Genomic DNA, 19829 nt, shown 5'->3' with positions numbered 1-19829 from the left:
ACGGGCGCGGGATTCAGCCTACGTTCGCGCCGCCTTCGGCGATGCGACGGACCGCCCGCAGGAAGACGTCGATCTCCTCGTGGGTGTTGTAGAACGCGAACGAGGGACGGACGGTCGCCTCCAAACCATAGCGGCGCAGGATGGGTTGCGCACAGTGATGTCCGGCACGCACCGCGATGCCCTCGGCGTTCAGCGCCTTGCCCACCTCGAGTGGTTCGTGCCCGGCCAGCACGAACGACAGCACACTGGCCTTCTCCTGAGCCGTGCCGACCAGGCGCACTCCCGGGATGTCCGCCAATCGGGGTGTCGCATACTCCAGCAGTGCGTGCTCGTAGGCCGCGATCCGCTCGATGCCGACCCGCTCGATATAACGGATCGCCTCCCCCAGGCCGACCGCATCGGCGATATTGCCGGTGCCGGCCTCGAACTTGTTGGGCAGTCCCTGATACAGCGAGCGCTCCAGCGTGACGTCGGCGATCATGTTGCCGCCGCCCTGCCACGGTGGCGTCTCGGCTAGCGCCTCCTCGGACCCGTACAGCACCCCGATCCCGGTGGGGCCGTAGATCTTGTGGCCGGAGAAGGCGAAGAAGTCCACGCCGAGTTCGGCGACGTCGATGGGCAGATGCGGGATCGACTGGGCGCCGTCGATCAGCACCCGCGCCCCGTAGCGATGACCCAACTCGACGATCTTCTCCACCGGCGTCACCGTGCCGAGTGCGTTCGAAACCTGGGTCGCCGCAACCAATTTTGTCTTCGGGCCGAGCAGGTCCTCGAACTCCGAGAGCAGCAGATTGCCCGCCTCGTCGACCGGCGCGACCTTCAACACCGCTCCGGTGGCTTGCGAAAGAAGTTGCCAGGGAACGATATTGGCGTGGTGCTCCAAGTGCGTGATGACGATCTCGTCACCGGGCCCCAGGTGCTTCCCGCCCCAGGCGTAGGCCACCAGGTTGATGGCCTCGGTGGTCCCCCGCACGAAGATGTTCTGCTCGACCTTCGGCGCGCCGATGAATCGCCGTACCGTCTCGCGGGCCTCCTCGTAGGCATCGGTGGCCCGCGCCGCCAGCTCGTGTGCGGCACGGTGGATGTTGGAGTTCTCGTGGGCGTAGAAGTACGCCAGCCGGTCGATCACCACCTGAGGTTTCTGGGTGGTGGCGGCGTTGTCGAACCAGACCAACGGCTTACCGTTGACCGTCTCCTGCAGGATCGGGAAGTCCGCCCGCACTGCGTTGACGTCGAAAACCTCGTGCTCGTCCGGCAACTGCGGTACCGGCTCGACGTCTCGGGAGCGGGTCAGGAAGTAGTAATTGGCTTCGTCACCGGCCGGTGCCTGCACCGGTGTGTCGGACCAGCCCAGGTCAGCGACCGACGGCGCCTCGGCTGGCCAACTCGGCGACGAGCCGCGGGGGGCCACCGGCACGGTCGGTGACGCACCGGCCAGCACGCCCGGCACCGTCGGCACGATGCCCGAAGCCGGGACGGCGAAAGTGCTGAAGTCACCGACGCCGGGCGGCAGGTACTGAACCCCTGCTGCCGCGGGGGCCTGGGCCGCCGTCGGTGCCGCCGTCGAATCCGGCAGGTTGCCGCGCGGAGCGACCGGCACCGCCTGTGGCGGTATGGCCTCCGGCCCCGGCGAGCTCGGCGCCGGGACATAGATGTCGGAGAACGCCAACGCCGGCACGCCGGAAGTCAGCGGGTCAGACGTGCCGATCACCGTTCGTGCCGCAGACGATGCAGCCGTCGTATCCGGCACATTCCCGCGAGGGGCGACGGGCGAGGTCTGCGGTGGGCTGTCGGGTCCCGGACGGATGCTGGCCGCGTACAGCTGGCTGGCCAGCACGGCGAGTTCCGTAGCGCTGACCGGCAATTCGCTTTCGGCGTCTACCGAGCGGTACTCACTTGTACTCATGGAACTGGTCCACGGCGACGTCGTCGAGCACGGCAAGCGCGTCGTCGGTCAGGACAGCCAAAGACGTGTACAACGTGACCAGGTAGGTGGCGATCGCGGATTTGTTGATGCCGGTGAACCGCACCGACAGGCCCGGCGCCTGCTCCCCGACCAGACCAGGCTGGAACAGGCCCACCACCCCTTGGCGTTCCTCGCCGGTGCGCACCAGGATGAACTTGGTCTTGCCGTCCTCGACCGGCACCTTGTCCGACGGGATCAGCGGAATGCCCCGCCAGGTGATGAATTGCGCGCCGAACAGACTCACCACCACCGGCGGCACACCGCGGTAGGTGGCCTCGCGACCGAACGCGGCGATGCCCAGCGGGTGGGTCAGGAAGAAGCTGGGCGTCTTCCACACCTTGGTGATCAGCGCGTCGAGGTCGTCGGGGGTCGGGGCGCCGACCAGAGTCTGGATGGTCTGCTCCGGAGTCACCTGAGCCAGCAAACCGTATTCCGGGTTGTTGATCAGTTCGGACTCTTGACGCTCTTTGATCGTTTCGATGGTCAGCCGCAACTGCTGCGCGATCTGGTCGTGCGGGCTGGAGTACAGGTCGGAGACGCGGGTGTGGACGTCGAGCAGCGTCGAGATGCTGCGCAGCGTGTACTCGCGCGGACTGGTCTCGTAGTCGACGTAGGTCTCGGGCAGCGGCTCATCAATACTGGCTCCGGCCTCGGCTTTGACCGCGACCTGCTCGGGGTTGACCACCCGGTTGACACGGTAGATGCCGGCCTCTACCGGCACCCAGCCCAGCAAGTGCAGCAGCCACCGCGGCGTGATCGTGGAAAGCTGGGGAACAGTCTTCGTCGCATTGGCAAGCTGCCTGGCAGCAAGATCGCCCAGGGACTGAGACTCGTTTTGAGCCGTAGTCATCGTCGTCCTTCCTCGCAAAGTCCGATCACGCTGAATATCTGTATGAGTTCAATCGAGCCAGGCTCATCCTGCCGTACCGGGAAGCCTGGCGCCCGCCGAGAGTAAGTGACCCGGCAATCGCACACAAACCTTTAACCACGCGTGAACCGAATGGTCGGAAAAGGGCGATGCCCTATAGTGGGACGCATGCAACAGGCCTACCAGCCGCGCCTCGTTCCCTCGCGCTGCTTTGGCATGCCGTCTTGTTGTTGTTGATCTTCTGAGCCCGCAGTAATCCTCGCGCTCCCCCCGCCCGCGGTTGTGACAGACCGCCCTGTGGCCCGGTGATGCGCGGCTCGAATTCCTCGGAAAGATCACCTGCCCATGACTTTGCTGTCTGCCCCCAGCCGTGCGCTACCCGAGTTGGCTGTCCGTCGTCGCGTCCGGGTGCGCCCCACCGCCGAGCCCAGCCGCATGATGCGGTACCGAGGCGGCACCTACTCCCACACCGTCGACCGGATCGTGTTCACCGACGGGACCACCGCGCGAACCGACCTGATCCGGCTCAACCCGAACCTGCGGGCGTACTCGCTGGACTTCACTGGCATCGCCCCGCACCAGCCGTCGCGGTACCGGCTGGACACCTGGTCGGCGCTGCCGCACCTGCACGCCCGGGACTGTGAAGCGGAAGTGGACTGGATCTTGCGTCACTCCTACCCACTGCGTTCGGTCGCCGAACTCAGCGAGCAACTACGGGCGGCCGGCTATCCGATGGGGCCGGCCAACATCAGCGAACACGAAGCCATCGCCGGCACGCAGGCCGCGATCTGGTACTTCACCAACGGTCTGTCCTTGGATACCCGGCCACTCAACGCGCCGATCGTCGTGCATCGCTCGGACTCGGCGCTGACCTTCGAATTCGACGGCCACCCTCAACTCGGCGGCTTCTCGTTGTCGGCGGCTGCAGACCATCCCGCCGCCGTCGAGCTGCAGAAGTCGGTAGACGGCCGGACATGGCAGCCGGTGTCCGGCTCCCGGCTGACCATCGACCCGGGCACAGGCCGATATCGGCGCACGCTCGGCGTGGGCAGCACGGTCTCGACCAGCAGCCACGGCAGAGGCCGACGAGGCTACCGCTACTACCGGCTGATCAGCGCAGCGCAGAATGCGCCCACCATCGATCAGGTGGATTTCTGGCTGAGCGGGTCCCGGCACCACCGCAATGCCGACCGCATCGTGCACCTGTATAACTACCTGCTCGCGGGAGCGTATGCCGCGCCCCGCGACGCCGACCTACCCCCGCTCGTCGATGCGGACGCCCTCGTCGAACCCGAACTGATCGGGCCGTTCCAGGTGGCCGTCCCGATGAGACTGAACGCCGAGGACCCGCACGGCATCGTCGACGCCGACGGCTTCACCTTCGACGGCGCGGTTGGGCCGGGAACGGATTTCTACCTTCGTCGCATCCCCGGCGCATCCGCAATAACATTGACCGCGTCCACCCCACACATCGGGGGCGGACGGGTACTGACGGGTGTGGCCATGGAAGAACCAGCTCAGCGGTTCACCCCGGTCGCCCTGACCGTGCCCACCGAACTGACCATCGAATTCGACATCAGCTGGGACGAGACGTGGCCCTTTCCGAAGGCCGACATTTGAGAGAAGGCAGATGAGCATCGCGGAGAACATCACACAACTGGTCGGCAACACACCGCTGGTCCGACTGCGCAGGGTGACCGACGGTGCGGTGGCCGACGTCGTCGCCAAGCTCGAATCGTTCAATCCGGCGGGCAGTGTGAAAGACCGCATCGGCGTGGCGATGCTGGATGCGGCCGAGCAGGCGGGCTTGATCAACGAGGACACCATCATCCTCGAGCCCACCAGCGGAAACACCGGTATCGCCCTGGCGATGGTGGCCGCGGCGCGCGGCTACAAGCTGGTGCTGACCATGCCGGACACGATGAGCATCGAGCGGCGAATCCTGTTGCGCGCCTACGGCGCCGAACTCATCCTCACTCCCGGATCCGAAGGCATGCCCGGTGCCATCGCCAAGGCCGAGGAACTCGCCAAGACCGATCAGCGGTACTTCATTCCGCAGCAATTCGAAAACCCGGCGAACCCTGCCGTGCACGCGGTCACCACTGCCGAGGAGGTCTGGAAGGACACCGACGGCAAGATCGACATCTTCGTCTCCGGGATCGGAACCGGCGGCACCATCACCGGTGTCGCGCAGACCATCAAAGAGCGCAAGCCATCGGTCCAGTTCGTCGCCGTCGAGCCGGCTGCGTCGCCGGTGCTGTCCGGCGGTCAAAAGGGACCGCACCCGATCCAGGGCATCGGCGCGGGGTTCGTCCCGGCGGTGCTCGACATGGGCCTTGTCGACGAGGTCATCACCGTCGACAACGACGACGCCCTCGACCTGGCCCGGCGCCTGGCCAAGGAGGAAGGACTGCTGGTCGGTATCTCCTCGGGCGCTGCGGTCGCGGCCGCCCTCGAACTGGCCCGCCGACCGGAGAACGCCGGGAAGTTGATCGTCGTCGTGCTGCCGTCGTTCGGTGAGCGGTACCTGAGCACCGTGCTGTTCAAAGATCTGAGCGACTAGCCATGCTGGCGGCGATCCGGCGCGACATCAAGGCGGCCAGGGACCGCGACCCGGCCAACCCGACCGTGCTGGAGGTCGTCTTTGCCTACCCGGGCGTGCACGCCGTGTGGGGGCACCGGGTCACCCACTGGTTGTGGCTGCGCGGCGCGCGGCTATTGGCCCGGACGCTGGCCGAAGTGAACCGCATCCTGACCGGCGTCGAGATTCATCCGGGTGCCGTGCTCGGACCGGGCCTGTTCATCGACCACGCGACCGGCGTGGTGATCGGGGAGACCGCCGAGGTCGGCGAGGACGTGACGATTTTCCACGGGGTCACCCTCGGCGGCACCGGCAGTGAAACCGGGAAACGTCACCCGACGGTCGGCGATCGGGTGACCATCGGCGCCGGAGCCAAGGTGCTGGGCGCGATCAAGATCGGCGACGACAGCCGGATCGGCGCGAACTCCGTCGTGGTCAAGGAAGTCCCGGCAAGCGCGGTGGTGGTCGGGGTACCCGGGCAGATCGTCAGCCGTCCCGGTCCCGCCAGCGAGGACGAATCCAAACTGCCCGACCTGGTCGGCGCCAGCCTCAAATCGCTGCTGACCCGGGTGGCCAGATTGGAGTCGCAGAGCACCGGCAAGCAGAACGGCCAAGCGGCCGAACGCGTCATCCGTCCCCCCGAGGCCGGGGTCTGGTACGGCGAGGATTTCTCCATCTAGGGAATATCGCGCTGCGGAAAGTGTTGGTGTGCTGGTGAGTTCTGCTGTGATCGCGGCGATCGCGGGCGTCGCGGCGTTGGGCGGTGCCGGCGTGATCGGCGCGCTGCTCAATCGCCGGTCGGGCGTTTTGCGCAGTTCGCCGGTTCGCGGGCAAGACAATTCAGATCTTGGCCTGTCGGAGACCGGGCCGACGGTGGTGCATTTCAGCGCGGACTGGTGTGGCCCGTGCGCGGCGGTGCGTCGCGTGGTCGACCAGGTATGCGCCGAGTTGCCCGATGTGGCGCATGTCGAGTTGGACATCGACGCCAATCCCGGTCCGGCCAAACGACTTTCAGTGCTGTCACTGCCCACCACCTTTATCTTCGACTCCGACGGTCGGCAGCGGTTCCGCACCGCCGGGGTGCCGAAGGCGGCCGACCTGCAGACGGCCTTGCAGCCCTTGAGAGGAGCACATTGATGTCGTCGCCGACAAACCAGGTCGACGTGCGCGGTCCCCGCTTTGCGGCGTGGATCACCACGACGGTTCTGGTTTCGACGTTGGTCCTGGCGGTCTTCAGCCAGCCTGCCGCGGCGGCGCTGCTGGGCGCCCAGGCCGTCGTCTTCGCGCTGAGCGCGCTGCGCGGTCCGCGTAACAGCCCTTACGGGTTGCTGTTCGCGAAGTTCATCGCGCCGCGGCTGAGCCCGGTCAGTGAACGTGAACCGGTGCCGCCGTTGAAGTTCGCGCAATTGGTCGGGTTGATCTTCGCCGTCATCGGCGTGATCGGCTTCGTGGCCGGGCTGACTCTGGTGGGACTCGTCGCAACCGCGTTCGCCCTCTTCGCGGCGTTTCTGAATGCGGCCTTCGGCATTTGCCTGGGTTGCCAGCTCTACCCGCTGGTCGCCCGATTCCGTCGAGCACCCGCGGCGTAACGACCGCCCGCTTACTCGGTCCTGGCCTTTAAATCCACTGTGAGGCAAACACTTTGAATCAAGTCGACTCTTTGCCCATGCCCTATAGTGGAGACATGCCTCAGTCCGTGCGGCCGCGCCGCTGTCGCCTCCGTTGATCACCTGCTTCCCATTCGCTTCGTCTCGCCGTGTGCGACATGGCAATTCCAGAAGGGTTCGACGACTGATGACCGAAAGTCTGCGCACAGCAGTATCGATCAGTGACGGCCGGCACGAAACGACCCGCGCGCTCGACACGGCGGTCGGGATTCTCGTGGGATGGCGCCGGTGCGATAGCTATGCCGCATTCCGGGAATTGGTGGCCGCCGGCCAGAGACATCAGGTCCCCGTCTTCGCGCTGGCGGGCGCCTTGGTGAAGCTGGCCAGCGGCGAAGCGGACAGCCAGTCCGCCGGTTCGGCCGCGCAGCTGGCCGCCGAGCGGGAGTGGGGCGCGCACCTGCTGGTCTAGCAGGCAGCCGTTTGGAAATTCGGGTGCGGGCAATCCGTCCGGCGACCAGCATCGAATAACGGTCGACTGCACCGACGACGAACGGCACCGTATTGGCCGATCCCAAGCACGAAGCCGCCAAAGCCAACTCGGCTTTCGAGCGCGATACGAGCAACCGGCGTTATGGGTTTCCCGCTCCGCTGTGGCGCGCGCTGGAACGTCATCCCCCGCGCGGGACGCGCCTGCTGCACCGATGGCGAAGCCCGTTGCGGGGGCCGTGGCTGACGTCGGTGTTCGGCTTGGCGCTGCTCGTCGGACTGCCGCTGGTGATCCTGACCGGTCTGCTGTCCTACATCGCGTACGCCCCCCAATTCGGCCAGGCCATCCCCAACGACGTGGGATGGCTCAAGTTACCCACCTTCGATTGGCCCACCCGACCCCCGTGGCTGTACCGCTTGACCCAAGGCGTGCACGTCGGTCTGGGCCTGGTCCTGATCCCGGTGGTGCTGGCCAAACTCTGGTCGGTGATTCCGCGGCTCTTCGCCTGGCCACCGCTGCGTTCGTTCGCGCAACTGCTGGAGCGGCTGTCATTGTCGATGCTGGTGGGCGGGATCCTGTTCGAGCTGGCTACCGGAGTGTTGAACATCCAGTACGACTACATTTTCGGCTTCAGCTTCTACACCGCCCACTACTTCGGGGCGTGGGTCTTCATCACCGGCTTCGTGATCCACGTGCTGATCAAATGGCCGAAGATGCTGTCCGGCTTGCGGTCTCGTTCGTTCCGTACGGTGCTTCGCACCTCGCGGGCTGACACCCGCCCCGACCCGCACGACGCCGACGGGCTGGTCGCCGCCGATCCCGCCCCGGCCACGCTGAGTCGACGCGGCGCGCTGGCTCTGGTCACCGGCGGCGCACTGTTCATCGCGGTCCTCACCGCCGGCCAGACCGTGGGCGGGTTCACCCGCGGCGCGGCGCTGCTGTTGCCGCGGGGACGCAGCCGCGGCGACGGACCCAATGATTTTCAGGTCAACCGGACCGCCGCGGCCGCGGCGATCACCCCCGCCGACACCAGCCCCGATTGGCGACTCACTTTGCGCGGCCCGTCGGGTCAAGTGCTGCTGGACCGGGCTGACCTGGAAGCGATGCCGCAGCACACCGCCAAATTGCCGATCGCCTGCGTGGAGGGCTGGTCGACAACCCAGAGGTGGAGCGGAGTTCGGCTCCGCGATCTGGCCGCCCTGGCCGGGATGAGCGGTCCCGCGCGGGCCACGGTGCGGTCACTCGAGCGAGTCGGGGCATTCAACCAGGCGGTCCTACAAGCCAACCAGGTGGGAGATCGCGACTCGCTGCTGGCCCTTCGGGTCAACGGTGTCGACCTGTCGCCCGACCACGGCTATCCCGCCCGCATCATCGTGCCCGCGCTGCCCGGGGTGCACAACACCAAGTGGGTGCGGTTTATCGAGTTCGGCACCGCCTGAAATGCGCGCCCACATCGCCCGGTTCACCGCGTTCTACGGCGCTCATCCCCTGCATCTGCTGGGCACGGTCGCCGCGTGCGCGCTGGCCGGATACGTCGTGTCCGTGCTCGGGCCGCACGCCCTGTGGAATCCGGCGGTGTGGTGGCAATCGATCGGCGTCTGGTTCATCGCGGCGATCATCGCGCACGACCTGATCCTGTTTCCGCTGTACGCGCTGGCCGACCGCTCTCTGGTCAAAGCCGTTGCCGCCGTTCGGATTCGACGAGGTATTCGGCCGGAAATCTCGCCGCTCAACTACTTTCGCGTGCCGACCTTGGCTGCGGGCCTCGCACTGCTGCTGTTCTTCCCCGGAATCATCCGGCAGGGCGAATCCAGCTACGTGGCGGCCACCGGTCAGGACCAGCAACCCTTCCTGGGGCGCTGGCTGCTGCTCGTCGCCGTCGTGTACGGGCTCAGCGCGCTGGCCTACGCCGCACGACTCGCCCGGCGCAAGCAGCCATCCGACGACACCGAGCAACCATAGGCTCCCCCGGAAGGACTCGAACCACCGGGAAAAGATTTTCTGATCTGACTGCTGTGCTGCGGAAATACCGTGAAACACGCAGCTAGACGAATATTTCCGAAGTTGTGCTCTGTTAGGTTCTGTGAGGTTCCGTTAGGCTCACTATTGCACGGATATTGCACGAAATCACCCGCAAGGCTCCACGGAAGGTGCTGTAGATGGCCGCGAAAAGCGAGCGCACCCGGCGTCAGTTTGGACGGATGCGCAAGCTGCCGTCCGGACGATGGCAGGCGAGCTATCTCCACAACGGCGCGGTCTACAAAGCGGCGGCGACGTTCCCGACCCAGAGCAGCGCGGGGCATTGGTTGCAGGGTGAGGCTGACCTGATCGACCTCGACCGCCGTCGACCGGGTGAATGGACGTCGCCAGCTGAGCGGGCCGCAAAGACGGAGGCGACCAAGCTGACGCTGCGCGGGTACGCGGAGCGGTGGCTGGCTTCGCGTCCGCTGGTCTCGGGCACCCACCGCAATTACGAGCAGTCGCTGCGGCTGCACATCTTGCCGGTGCTGGGAGATAAGGCACTCGCCGCGATCACCGCCGAGGACGTGCGAGTGTGGTTCACCGAGATGGGCAACGACCAAGCAACGCGGCGTGCTCGGGCGTATGGAGTCCTCACGGCCATCTTCAACACCGCCGTGGACGATGGCCTGATCGACCGCTCCCCTGCCCGCGTCAAGGGAGGTACCGCTGTCAAACACAGCAAGCGGTCGGTGGTGCTGCTGGAACCGGCGGAGCTGGCGGCGCTGGCCGACAAGATGCCCGACTACCTTCGGCTCAGCGTCCTGTTGGCCGGGTGGTGCGGGCTGCGGCGAGGCGAAGTGTTCGCGCTGACCCGAGACGACGTTGCCGCCGATGGTTGCGCGGTGCGCATCAATAAGGCGGTGAACGCTTACGGGACCAACATCACGGTCGGTGCCACCAAGACGGCGGGATCTAACCGCACGGTTACAGTGCCGCCGCATATCCGCCCGGTGCTGATGGCGCATCTGAAACAACACGTCGGAAAGCCCAAGACGGCACTGCTATTCACCGACCCCGAGCGCGGCGGGCACATCAGCGAAGGCCGCTACCGTCCGCATTTCTTCGCTGCCCGCGCCGCCATCGGCAGGGACGAATTGCACTTCCACGATCTGCGTCACTTCGGCGGCACGATGGCTGCCTACACCGGAGCCACACTGCGCGAGATTCAGGCCAGGTTGGGCCACACAACGGTCAGCGCGGCGATGCGGTACCAGGCGGTCGCCCGCAGCCATGAGGACGAGATGGCGGATCGGCTGTCGGCGCTGGCGGTCACTTAACCTCAGTTACCCTACTTCGGAGGGTAACTGATCATATTGCGACACAACCTGATTCGTCGCCACAGATTCGCACACTCTGCTACAGTCGGCGCTGACTCTTCGCAATCACTCAGAGTGGCGAGTGGCGCGGAGTCGCCGGATTCGCCGCCCCCGATGGACGGCAATTCGGCTTCCACGGCTAGGAGTGCCCGAGCATCAAGAGCGGGCCGCAGCGGGGCAGCTAGAGGCGCTGGCCACGGCGTCGGCTCAGGACCGCCCGCAGAAACTCGATTTTGCGACACCTCGGGAGTTTCTGCGCATGGCCAACAACCACCCCGCTCCATCAATCGCCCCGAAATACCTTCAAATCCGCGCCGCTGAGAACTACACCGGGCTGAGCGTGCACACGCTTCGAGCGAAGGTCGCCAGCGGCGAGCTACCCGCATACCGCGCAAGCGATAAGCCGGGGGCCTCGTATCTGTTCAAGATCAGCGACCTTGACGCGATGATGAAACCCGTTCTGCCACAAGAAATCGCAGCGTCGCGGTGAGCGAAACGCCAAGCGGCACAGAATCCTCAACTCGGGGAAGTCGATCCGGCTCGACCGAGCTTTGCACGGTGTCTCCTTAATGTCAGCGCAGCCAACCACATTCACCCAGAGATGGAGGTGCGCACGATGACCGCAGTCACCGTCTGCTTCGTCAACCCCGATGCTCTGTTCCTGCCGCGGCACGTCGCCGAGCACCGCCACATGTCCGAGAACGCTCTGGCTCAGGAGCGGTTCGCCGGGACCGGCCCGCGCTACGTGAAGCTCGGTCGGCGGGTGTACTACCGGGCGTCCGATCTGGAGGCGTGGCTGGCCGAGCACACCGTCACGCCGGAACCGGCAGCGGCGCAACACATCTGACCTAGATACGACGATGCCAGGCCCCGCGCACTCGCCACTGCGCGCGTGATGGGCCTGGCATCACCAAGAACTCCGAGCAAGAGTCCCGACGTCCCGAGGGAGGACAAGTGAATCATAGCCCGCAGGCAGGCAACCGAGCCGCTGAGTTGACGGGGCTGCTCAACGCCGCACCGTCCGACCCGACCGACCACGAAGCGGTCGGAAAGTACATCCGACAGCTGGCCGACGCGGGGCTGGCGGTGATGCTGGTCTACCCCGACTCGAAGGCACCTGCCGACATGCGGACCCCACGCCGCAGGGCTGCCGACGACAAAGCCGCACAGAAGGCCGCGCGGGAGGTGGGACAGCGAGACTGGCAGCGGGTCAAGTCACCCGCCGGGCTGGCCCTGGCCACCACCGACACCGCCGCGCTGGACGGCTACCTCCAGGGCTACGTCAAGACTTTCGCGCCCCGCTACCCCGACGGTGTGCCGGTGAACCTCGCCGTCGAGACCGGCAGGTCCAGGCTGGTGGTCATCGACTGCGACACCGCCGAGCAGCTGGAGCGTTTCTACGACGTCGCCCTGCCGCCGGACTTCCCGGTCGAGGACCGTCCCGCGCCAACGATCCTGACGCCGGGCCAGATCGGCCAGGGTGGCGACCCGGCGGACGGCGACACCTGGGCGCACCGCGACGGCGGTCACTTCTGGTTCACGGTGCCCGAAGGCTTCGAGCTGCCCAGCGACGTCGGGACGATGACCTGGCCCGGTGACGACGGCTTCGCCGTGCTGTGGGATCACCGCTATGCGCTCATTCCGCCCAGCATGCGCCCCGAGGGGGCATACACCGCCCCCGGCGAAGTGCACGACCTGGCAGAGTCGGACTGGCTGGTCGACACGATCACCAATTACGCCGCCCGGCGCATCGAGCGCAGCAGCCAGCGGGGCGGGGAGCCCGCCGACAGCGACCTGGCGGCGCGCATCGACGCCTGGGCCGAGGGGGTCAGCTGGGCGTCGATCCTGGAGCCGCTGAGCTGGACGCTGGCCGCACGCGCCGACAGCTGTGGGTGCGAGGTCTGGACCGCGCCGGGGCCGCACGCCTCGCCGAAGTCGGCCACCGCTCACGACTCCGGTTGCACCGCTGGGCGATACACCGAGACCAACGCGCCGCTGCACATCTGGACCGACCACGACCGCGCCCCGTTCGACGCTTGGCTGGCCAAGCGCGGCACCGCGACGCTCTCGAAGCTCCAGGCGGTCACAGCGGGCTACTACGACAACGAAATAGGGGCCGCGATGGACGCGCTCGGCATCAAGACGACCGACATCGACGCGATGGTGCCGCCAGGCGAGGAGCTGCCCCTCGACTTCGGCAAGGCGGCGAGGGAGGGCCACACCGGCGAGGCCGAGCACGGCGCGGGCGTCTGCCTGCCCGAGGAGTTCTGGAGCGCCCACCCCGTCCTGGAGCACATACGCGCCTTCGCCCACTACGGCGTCAACTCCGCCGACGCGGTGCTCGGCGCGGCGCTGGCGCGCCTGTCGGCCCACCTGGACCCATGCGTGCGCGTCGAGACCGGCGTGAAGCAACCCCTGCCGTGCAACACCTTCACCGGCATCGTCGGCTCGGCGGGCACCGGCAAGTCCTCGGCGTATCACGCCAGCGAGAAGCTGCTCGCCTTCCAGTTCCCCGACCCGATGAATCCCGACCTCGACGCCAGCGCGACCGCCGTCCCGCCGGAGCTGCCGGTGGGCTCCGGCCCCGGCGTCGCCGAGGCGTTCATGGGCACGATCCCCGACCCGCTGGACCGCAAGATCAAATACCGCCGTCAGGTGCGGCACAAGGTGCTGTTTCACTCCGACGAAGGCGCGGGACTGGTCTCGGGCATCCTCGACAACAAACGCGGCACCGACATCGGCCCGACGCTGCGCACCGCCTGGACCGGCGCGGTGCTCGGGCAGGCCAACGCCAGCGCCGACCGCACCCGCGAGGTCCGTGACTACAGCATGGGGCTGTGTGTCGGCTTCCAGCTGGAGGCGCTCGCGGCGCTGTCGACCGAGGAGCAACTGGAGTACGGCACCCCGCAGCGGTTCGTTTACGTCTCGGCCACCGACCCCTCAATCCCCGACGACGCGCCGCCCAATCCCGGCCCGCTGGAGGTGAAGCTGCCCACCGCGCCGCTGCGCTATGACGCCGAGCTGCGCACCCGTACGCGCCAGGACGCGCTGGCGCGGGCTCGCGGGGAGGCCGACGGCACACCCGAGGGCGACCCGATGCTCGCCCACCGCCCCGCGCTGGTCGCGCGCTGCGCGGCGCTGCTGGTGGTTCTGTGCGACCCAGGGCGCAGCGAGGTGCACGCCGCCGACGTCGCGCTGGCCGAGATGCTCCTGGACACCTCGGCGCGGCTGCACGGCGCAGCGATGGAGTGGCGGCGGGAGCGCGAAGCCGCCGAGCGCGAGCGCCAGATGCAGGGCCGCATCCGCGAGCAGGTCGCCACCGCCGTGGCGCTCGACAGCCGCGACGACGACATGGCGCGGCTCAGCGACCGCATCGTGCGCTATGTCGATGAGGCGTCGGGCGGGACGCTGGAGTGGGCCGGTCGAAACGGCGTCCGCAAGAACAAGTTCGACAACAGCGACCGGCAGCTGGCCGACTCCGCCCTGGCGCGACTGACCGCCGAGGGCGGTCCCCTGGAGCGCGACGGCAACACGGTGCGGCGTCGGAGTTAGCCGGAGGCGATCCCCCCGGCAGTCGGGGGGATCGCGGGGGATCATCCCCCCGACCCCCTCGCGCGCGCGCTCTATACGATTCAATTGACCTACCTATAATTACTGGTCAGAGAGTTGACTTCCTTTGTCGGGTAAGTGGTTTGGGTCTCTATCCCGCCCGTATCGCGATCCCACCATCCCCCCGATCCCCCCCGTTAGCGGAGCCGGAGGACAGCGACTCTGGACGCTGCCAAGCAGGAGCAGCGGTGCGTCCAGACCGGGAAGCAGTGGGTCCGCGACCCCCGCGAGCGCGCCTGACCTCTGCACCCCATCAGGACACAATCAGGACATGCCTCCGGTGATGAATCGACAGGACGCCCGACGCCGGGCCGAGCGGGCGGCACAGCTGCGCGCGATCGGGCGCACCTGGCAGGAGATCGCCGACGTCCTCGGGTACCGAGGTCGGCAGTCCGCACAGGACGCGGTGGCTCGGCTCGACAACCGCAACCCGCCGCTGGACGCCGAGGCGCTGCGCCGCCAAGAGGACGAGGAACTCCGCATCCGCCGGGCGGTGCTCCATGAGCGGTTTTGCGACGCCCAGCAGCGCAACGACGACGAGACCCTGGTGACGCTCAACCGCGAACTGGACCGTATCTCGACGCGGCGGGCCAAGCTGTTGGGCCTCGACGCACCCGACCGCTCCGACGTCAGCGTCAGCCTGTCCACCGACCCGGCGGCGATCATCATCGAGGCCCGCGACCGGATGCTGGCCGCGCTCGCTGACCGTGAGCAGCGCCAGCTGCCCACCGTCCCCATCCTGGAAGCCGAGGTAGTCGAATGACCGAGACCCCAACCACCGCCAGCGACGTCGTGACGGCGGCGATGGACATCGCGCGTGACGCCGCCGAGGGCCGACTGGCCCCGCTGGACCTGGAGGCGGTCGCTGTCGCCGAGTGCCGGGCGTTGGTCGGCACCGTCGCTGGGCCGGGTGATCCGCTGTGGGCGTTGCACCTCGACGTCGCGCGCCAGGTGCTCGCGCTCGATGGGGTGCCCGCCGACGAGCTGGCCGAGTGGCTGGCCGTGGCCCGCCAGCGGGCCGGTGAGCCGCTGCCCTCGGCAACCCCGCCCGAGGCGGTATCGCTCGCCAACGATGTGGACAGCCCCGAGGCGGTGGACGCCGCGCCCGACGACGACCAGGCGGAGCCGCCAGCGCTCGCCGTGGTCGAGCCCGAGCGGGAGCCACACGCTGCGCCGACCCCGAAGCGCAGCACCGGAGGCTATGACCCGCTGGCTGGGTGGTCGCCGGGCGGTAGCCGCCGCGGTTGACAACAGTCTCAGAACTTTAGTTCCGAGACACCGCCCGACAGCGCCGTAGTCGACGGCATCGGCTGTGATTTTCAGAGGTAAGTGGCGGTGAATCTTCAGCGGTAAATGGCGTCACATAGTCGCGATGACCCGCGTGCGGTTAAGCGTTTAGGCGATCTTCGTATGGGGCGTCGGGCGGAATCTGTAGGACCTCGATCATCTCGGATGTGCGGAGCTGGTCGATAAGTTCACGTGTACCGCCGATGATGGTGGAGTCGTAGTCGACTTCGGTTGCCACGCACCAGGTGTGGTCGGCGGGCCAGAAGAAGCTTGGCGATTGGGGGATGAAAAAGTCCTCGTTGACCCAGTGTCCGATCCGTACGGCGGCGTCGATGTGGCCTTTAAACAGGTGGTATCTGCGGCCGGGTAGTGAAAAGGTGGGTCCGCTTGTGGCGAGTCGCCATTGAGCCGGTGCCGGCTGGGGCGGTTGGATGTCCGGGATCACACCGTCGGGAGCGTAGTAGGCGGTGATCGTCGACGCCGGACTGTCATGGTCGTGGAGCCAGCCCCAGCCTTCCCAGACCGCGAAACAGCACGCCTGTGCTGTCGTGGTGTGCCTGGCGAGGATGGCGCAGAGCGCCTTGAGTGCCCAGCCGTTCAGGTCTCCCCGCATGGGGTCGCCCGGTCGGCCGCGTCCCGAGGATGCTGAGGACTTGATCTTCTCCCACCAGGCCGATGGATGGAGAATGCGGCTGTTGGCGCGGGCCACCGTCGCCCAGGTCAGTGGTCCGGGGTGATCGTCGAGGGGATGCAGTAGCCGGGCGTAGGCCCCAAAGCCGGCACCGACCATGCCGGTCGGCCAGTGCTGGTGATCCCATAGGTCTACCCGGTCGATCAGCCACTGAGCCGGCTCGGCCGAGCCGGCAGGTCGAGGAGGTTGATGATCCACCCTGCCACGATCCCTTACACCGCCCCGTTACGCAGCATCGGCGTGTTTCGTTAACGATCGTTCGCGCGACAGTCCGCCAGGCTGAACATTTCCGCAGGATAGGCCTGTAACGCTTGCCGTGTCCGCGCCAACGTCAACTTGTCGGGGGTTGGCGATACCGTCCGGCCATGCGGATCGGCTACGCGCGGGTCTCCACCCGCGACCAGCACCCCGAGGCCCAACGCGATGCGCTCACCGCGGCGGGCTGTGACCAGATTTTCCTCGACAAGGTGTCGGGCAAGCTGGCCCGCCGGCCGGAGCTCGACAAAGCTCTGCTGTCGGCCAACCGTGTCGGCGATCAGCTGGTGGTGACCAAACTGGACCGGCTGGGCCGATCGCTGGAGCATCTCATCGAGTTGTCCAAGCGCCTGCAGGGCGCCGGCGTGGATTTGGTGGTACTCGACCAAGGCATCGACACTTCAACGGCCATTGGCCGCATGTTCTTCCAAATCCTCGGCGCTGTAGCGGAATTCGAGCACGCTTTGATGTCGGAGCGCACCATGGACGGTTTGGCGGCCGCGCGGGCCCGCGGCCGCACCGGTGGGCAAAAACCCAAACTGGGTCCCCGTCAGGTGAAGCTGGCCCAGCAGATGTACGACGAGAAAGACGAACACGGCAAGCGTCGCTACACCGTCGAGCAGATCGCCGCCGAGTTCGGAGTCACCCGACCCACCATTTATCGGCATCTGGGCAAGGCCCTTAACAACGGCTCGGCCGCATCATGACCCCCCCGCAAGAGCCGGTCAGGACACCGGACGAAGCGGATACCGCATTGACCATGGCCCAACGCGAACAGGCGATGGCCCGCTACGCGGTGCTGCGCCCACACCTGGACGACGGGATATCGCTGGCCGAAGCCGCGCGTCAGGGTGAGGTGGCGCTGCGCACCGCGCAGCGCTGGCTGGCCAGCTACCGCAAGTCAGGACTAGTGGGGCTGGTCCGTCCTGGACGCTCTGATTGCGGCCGCCGCGGGTTGCCCGATCAAATGGTCACGCTGATCGAGGGGCTGGCATTACGACGGCCTCCGATCAGTGCGGCAAATATTCACCGCCAGGTGACCCAGATTGCGCCGCAACATGACTGGCCGGTGCCGTCCTACAGCACGGTGTACGCGATCGTCGCGGGCCTCGATCCGGGCTTGCGGATGTTGGCCCACGAGGGCACCAAACGATACGAGGAGACCTTCGATTTGGTGTATCGGCGTCAAGCGAGCGGGCCGAACGAGCTATGGCAGGCCGACCACACTGAACTGGACCTATGGGTGATCACGCCGTCGGCAAAGCCGGCTCGCCCCTGGTTGACTGTCATCGAAGACGACCACTCCCGCGCTGCAGCCGGCTACATGGTCAGCTTGGAGGCACCCTCCGCGATCAACACCGCTTTGGCGCTGCGGCAAGCGATTTGGCGCAAACCCGATCCCGGTTGGCCGGTGTGCGGCATCCCTGGCGTTTTCTACACCGACCACGGCAGCGACTTCACCTCCCGGCATATGGAGACCGTAGCGGCCGAACTGAAAATCCAACTGGTGTTCTCCCTGCCCGGCAAGCCACGCGGCCGGGGCAAAATCGAGCGGCTGTTCAACAGCGTCAACCAGATGTGCCTGTCGACGTTGCCCGGCTACGCGCCACGCGGAACCCCTGATCGAGCCGGACAGGCCCGGCTCACCCTGCCCGAATTGGACACCGCGATCGGGCGGTTCCTCAGCGACGGCTATCACCACCGGGTGCACAGCGAGACCCGCCAAACACCAGCACAGCGCTGGTCGGGCGGCGGGTTCTTGCCCAGGATGCCCGACTCGTTGGAGCAACTCGACCTGCTGCTGCTCACCGTGGCCCAGCCCCGCAAGATCCACCCCGATGGAGTGCACTTCCAAGGACTGCGCTACCTAGACCCGGTGCTGGCCGCCTACGTCGGCGAACAGGTCACCATCCGCTACGACCCGCGCGACCTGGCAGAGATCCGCATCTTCCACGACGACAAGTTCGTCTGCCGGGCGATTTGCCCCGAGCTGGCCGGCACCACCGTCGCGCTCAAGGAAATAACCGCCGCCCGCAATGCCCGCCGCCGCGAACTACGCCAAGGCCTTCGTGATCGCGCCAAGGTTGTCGACCAGCTCATCGCCGTTCATCAGCCCGACTGCAACTACCCGCTGCCTGGGATGGCCGTAGCGGCTAGTGGGCCAGCCGACCTCGACCAGGATTCGGCGCCCAAACATGCGCTCAAGCTTTACCGAGAGGACTGACCACGTCATGGCCGACATCCAGGACCAGGACACCCAACACACCGCTGCCCCCTCATCCGAGCAGTCAACTACCACAACGAAATTCGTTGTCACCAAGCAGCATCGCCGCTTCGTTGAATTCTGCGATGCCGTGCGCCGCGACCGCTACATCGGCCTATGCCACGGCGCACCCGGTGTCGGCAAAACGCTGTCGGCTCGCCACTACAGCTCATGGGACACCGTCAGACCGATCGTCGAGCACTTCCGCTTCTACGAGACCGTCGCACCCGAACCTGCTCTCGCCGTGCGCACCGTCTTCTACACCCCCAAGGTGCACAACACACCCCTCATCGTCGAGAAAGAGGTCCGATACCTGCACACCCGGCTCAGCTGGGCCATTGAGACCACGCTGAACCCCGACCGCGGCTCCGAGCACCTCGTTGAACCTGACGGGGCGTATACCGAACTGGTCATCGTCGACGAAGCCGACCGGCTGAAAAACCCCGCCCTAGAAGCGCTACGCGACCACCACGACCGCACCGGCGCCGGCCTGATCCTCATCGGCATGCCCGGCATTGAACGCCGACTGGCCCGCTACCCGCAGCTCTACAGCCGCGTCGGATTCCTGCACCACTACCAACCCCTGTCCAGCGACGAACAAACCTTCGTACTGTCGCGTCAGTGGCCCGACCTCGGCCTCGACAACCCCGAAGACTTCACCACCCGCGAGGCCCGCGCCGCGATCATCCGCATCACCAGCGGCAATTTCAGGCTCACCACCCGGCTGATGGCGCAGATCCATCGCATCATGGACATCAACCAGCTCAACACGGTCACAAGCGAAGTCGTCGACGCCGCCCGCGAATCCCTCGTCATCGGGATCATGTAACGCCATCTATCGCTGAAGATTCACCGCCACTTACCTCTGAAGATCACA

At 66.7% G+C, this 19829-nt stretch carries 20 protein-coding genes; 17 read left to right on the top strand and 3 right to left on the bottom strand.

What is annotated here, in order from left to right:
* Window positions 1-13: 13 nt before the first annotated feature.
* A complete protein-coding gene (locus AC5Y47_RS18870) occupies window positions 14-1906 on the bottom strand; it encodes a family 2A encapsulin nanocompartment cargo protein cysteine desulfurase (protein ID WP_499945777.1) in 1893 nt (630 codons plus the stop codon).
* The gene (locus tag AC5Y47_RS18865) at window positions 1893-2816 is read right to left on the bottom strand and encodes a family 2A encapsulin nanocompartment shell protein (protein ID WP_499945776.1); all 924 of its coding nucleotides are present in this window, start codon (window positions 2814-2816) and stop codon (window positions 1893-1895) included. The genes AC5Y47_RS18870 and AC5Y47_RS18865 overlap by 14 nt, the downstream gene beginning before the upstream one ends.
* A gap of 363 nt (window positions 2817-3179) precedes the next feature.
* On the opposite strand from AC5Y47_RS18865, the gene AC5Y47_RS18860 reads away from it, so the two are divergent.
* The 14 genes from AC5Y47_RS18860 to AC5Y47_RS18795 all read left to right on the top strand — a co-directional run bounded on the left by AC5Y47_RS18860 (window position 3180) and on the right by AC5Y47_RS18795 (window position 15704).
* Window positions 3180-4454 carry a thioester domain-containing protein gene (locus AC5Y47_RS18860; protein WP_499945775.1) on the top strand — a complete coding sequence of 425 codons (1275 nt, stop codon included), beginning with the start codon at window positions 3180-3182 and terminating at the stop codon, window positions 4452-4454.
* 10 nt (window positions 4455-4464) lie between these two features.
* Window positions 4465-5397, top strand: a complete 933-nt coding sequence (cysK, locus tag AC5Y47_RS18855; RefSeq protein WP_499945773.1) for a cysteine synthase A — start codon at window positions 4465-4467, stop codon at window positions 5395-5397.
* Between the two features lie 2 nt (window positions 5398-5399).
* Complete coding sequence (gene cysE / locus AC5Y47_RS18850) at window positions 5400-6095, top strand: serine O-acetyltransferase (RefSeq protein WP_499945772.1); 696 nt, start codon at window positions 5400-5402, stop codon at window positions 6093-6095.
* 34 nt (window positions 6096-6129) lie between these two features.
* Window positions 6130-6552: a thioredoxin family protein gene (locus AC5Y47_RS18845; protein WP_499945771.1), complete on the top strand. Its 423-nt coding sequence runs from the start codon at window positions 6130-6132 to the stop codon at window positions 6550-6552.
* Window positions 6552-7004 carry a DUF4395 domain-containing protein gene (locus AC5Y47_RS18840; protein ID WP_499945770.1) on the top strand — a complete coding sequence of 151 codons (453 nt, stop codon included), beginning with the start codon at window positions 6552-6554 and terminating at the stop codon, window positions 7002-7004. Before AC5Y47_RS18845 ends, AC5Y47_RS18840 begins: the two co-directional genes overlap by 1 nt.
* A gap of 205 nt (window positions 7005-7209) precedes the next feature.
* Window positions 7210-7491: an ANTAR domain-containing protein gene (locus AC5Y47_RS18835; RefSeq protein WP_499945769.1), complete on the top strand. Its 282-nt coding sequence runs from the start codon at window positions 7210-7212 to the stop codon at window positions 7489-7491.
* Between the two features lie 191 nt (window positions 7492-7682).
* Window positions 7683-8948 carry a molybdopterin-dependent oxidoreductase gene (locus AC5Y47_RS18830; protein ID WP_499945839.1) on the top strand — a complete coding sequence of 422 codons (1266 nt, stop codon included), beginning with the start codon at window positions 7683-7685 and terminating at the stop codon, window positions 8946-8948.
* A gap of 1 nt (window position 8949) precedes the next feature.
* Complete coding sequence (locus AC5Y47_RS18825; RefSeq protein ID WP_499945768.1) at window positions 8950-9471, top strand: hypothetical protein; 522 nt, start codon at window positions 8950-8952, stop codon at window positions 9469-9471.
* Window positions 9472-9668: 197 nt separating this feature from the next.
* Window positions 9669-10808, top strand: coding sequence for a tyrosine-type recombinase/integrase (locus AC5Y47_RS18820; protein WP_499945767.1), 1140 nt, complete (start codon window positions 9669-9671; stop codon window positions 10806-10808).
* 184 nt (window positions 10809-10992) lie between these two features.
* Window positions 10993-11337 carry a helix-turn-helix domain-containing protein gene (locus tag AC5Y47_RS18815; protein ID WP_499945766.1) on the top strand — a complete coding sequence of 115 codons (345 nt, stop codon included), beginning with the start codon at window positions 10993-10995 and terminating at the stop codon, window positions 11335-11337.
* Between the two features lie 126 nt (window positions 11338-11463).
* Window positions 11464-11694: a helix-turn-helix transcriptional regulator gene (locus AC5Y47_RS18810; protein ID WP_499945765.1), complete on the top strand. Its 231-nt coding sequence runs from the start codon at window positions 11464-11466 to the stop codon at window positions 11692-11694.
* Window positions 11695-11801: 107 nt separating this feature from the next.
* Window positions 11802-14399 (top strand): bifunctional DNA primase/polymerase, encoded by a 2598-nt coding sequence (locus tag AC5Y47_RS18805; RefSeq protein WP_499945764.1) that lies wholly within the window; start codon window positions 11802-11804, stop codon window positions 14397-14399.
* A gap of 328 nt (window positions 14400-14727) precedes the next feature.
* Window positions 14728-15219, top strand: a complete 492-nt coding sequence (locus AC5Y47_RS18800; protein ID WP_499945763.1) for a hypothetical protein — start codon at window positions 14728-14730, stop codon at window positions 15217-15219.
* Entirely contained in the window at window positions 15216-15704 is a 489-nt protein-coding gene (locus AC5Y47_RS18795; protein WP_499945762.1) for a flagellar hook-length control protein, read from the top strand. Before AC5Y47_RS18800 ends, AC5Y47_RS18795 begins: the two co-directional genes overlap by 4 nt.
* Window positions 15705-15843: 139 nt before the next feature.
* On the opposite strand, the gene AC5Y47_RS18790 is transcribed toward AC5Y47_RS18795, so the two are convergent.
* Window positions 15844-16632, bottom strand: a complete 789-nt coding sequence (locus tag AC5Y47_RS18790; protein WP_068021939.1) for a hypothetical protein — start codon at window positions 16630-16632, stop codon at window positions 15844-15846.
* A 167-nt stretch (window positions 16633-16799) separates the two neighbouring features.
* Here AC5Y47_RS18790 and AC5Y47_RS18785 point away from each other — a divergent pair, with 167 nt between their 5' ends.
* Genes AC5Y47_RS18785 through AC5Y47_RS18775 form a run of 3 tightly spaced genes read left to right on the top strand, consistent with a single transcriptional unit; the run spans window position 16800 to window position 19781 of the window.
* Window positions 16800-17396 carry a recombinase family protein gene (locus AC5Y47_RS18785; RefSeq protein ID WP_055576341.1) on the top strand — a complete coding sequence of 199 codons (597 nt, stop codon included), beginning with the start codon at window positions 16800-16802 and terminating at the stop codon, window positions 17394-17396.
* A complete protein-coding gene (locus tag AC5Y47_RS18780; RefSeq protein ID WP_082658354.1) occupies window positions 17393-18913 on the top strand; it encodes a TnsB C-terminal domain-containing protein in 1521 nt (506 codons plus the stop codon). Before AC5Y47_RS18785 ends, AC5Y47_RS18780 begins: the two co-directional genes overlap by 4 nt.
* Window positions 18914-18920: 7 nt before the next feature.
* Window positions 18921-19781, top strand: coding sequence for an AAA family ATPase (locus AC5Y47_RS18775; RefSeq protein WP_055576339.1), 861 nt, complete (start codon window positions 18921-18923; stop codon window positions 19779-19781).
* The last annotated feature ends 48 nt before the right edge of the window (window positions 19782-19829 follow it).

The organism is Mycobacterium sp. NGS22 (genome assembly GCF_059813095.1).
Note: the sequence above shows the minus strand (reverse complement) of the source record. Positions and strands in the feature narration are given on the sequence as shown.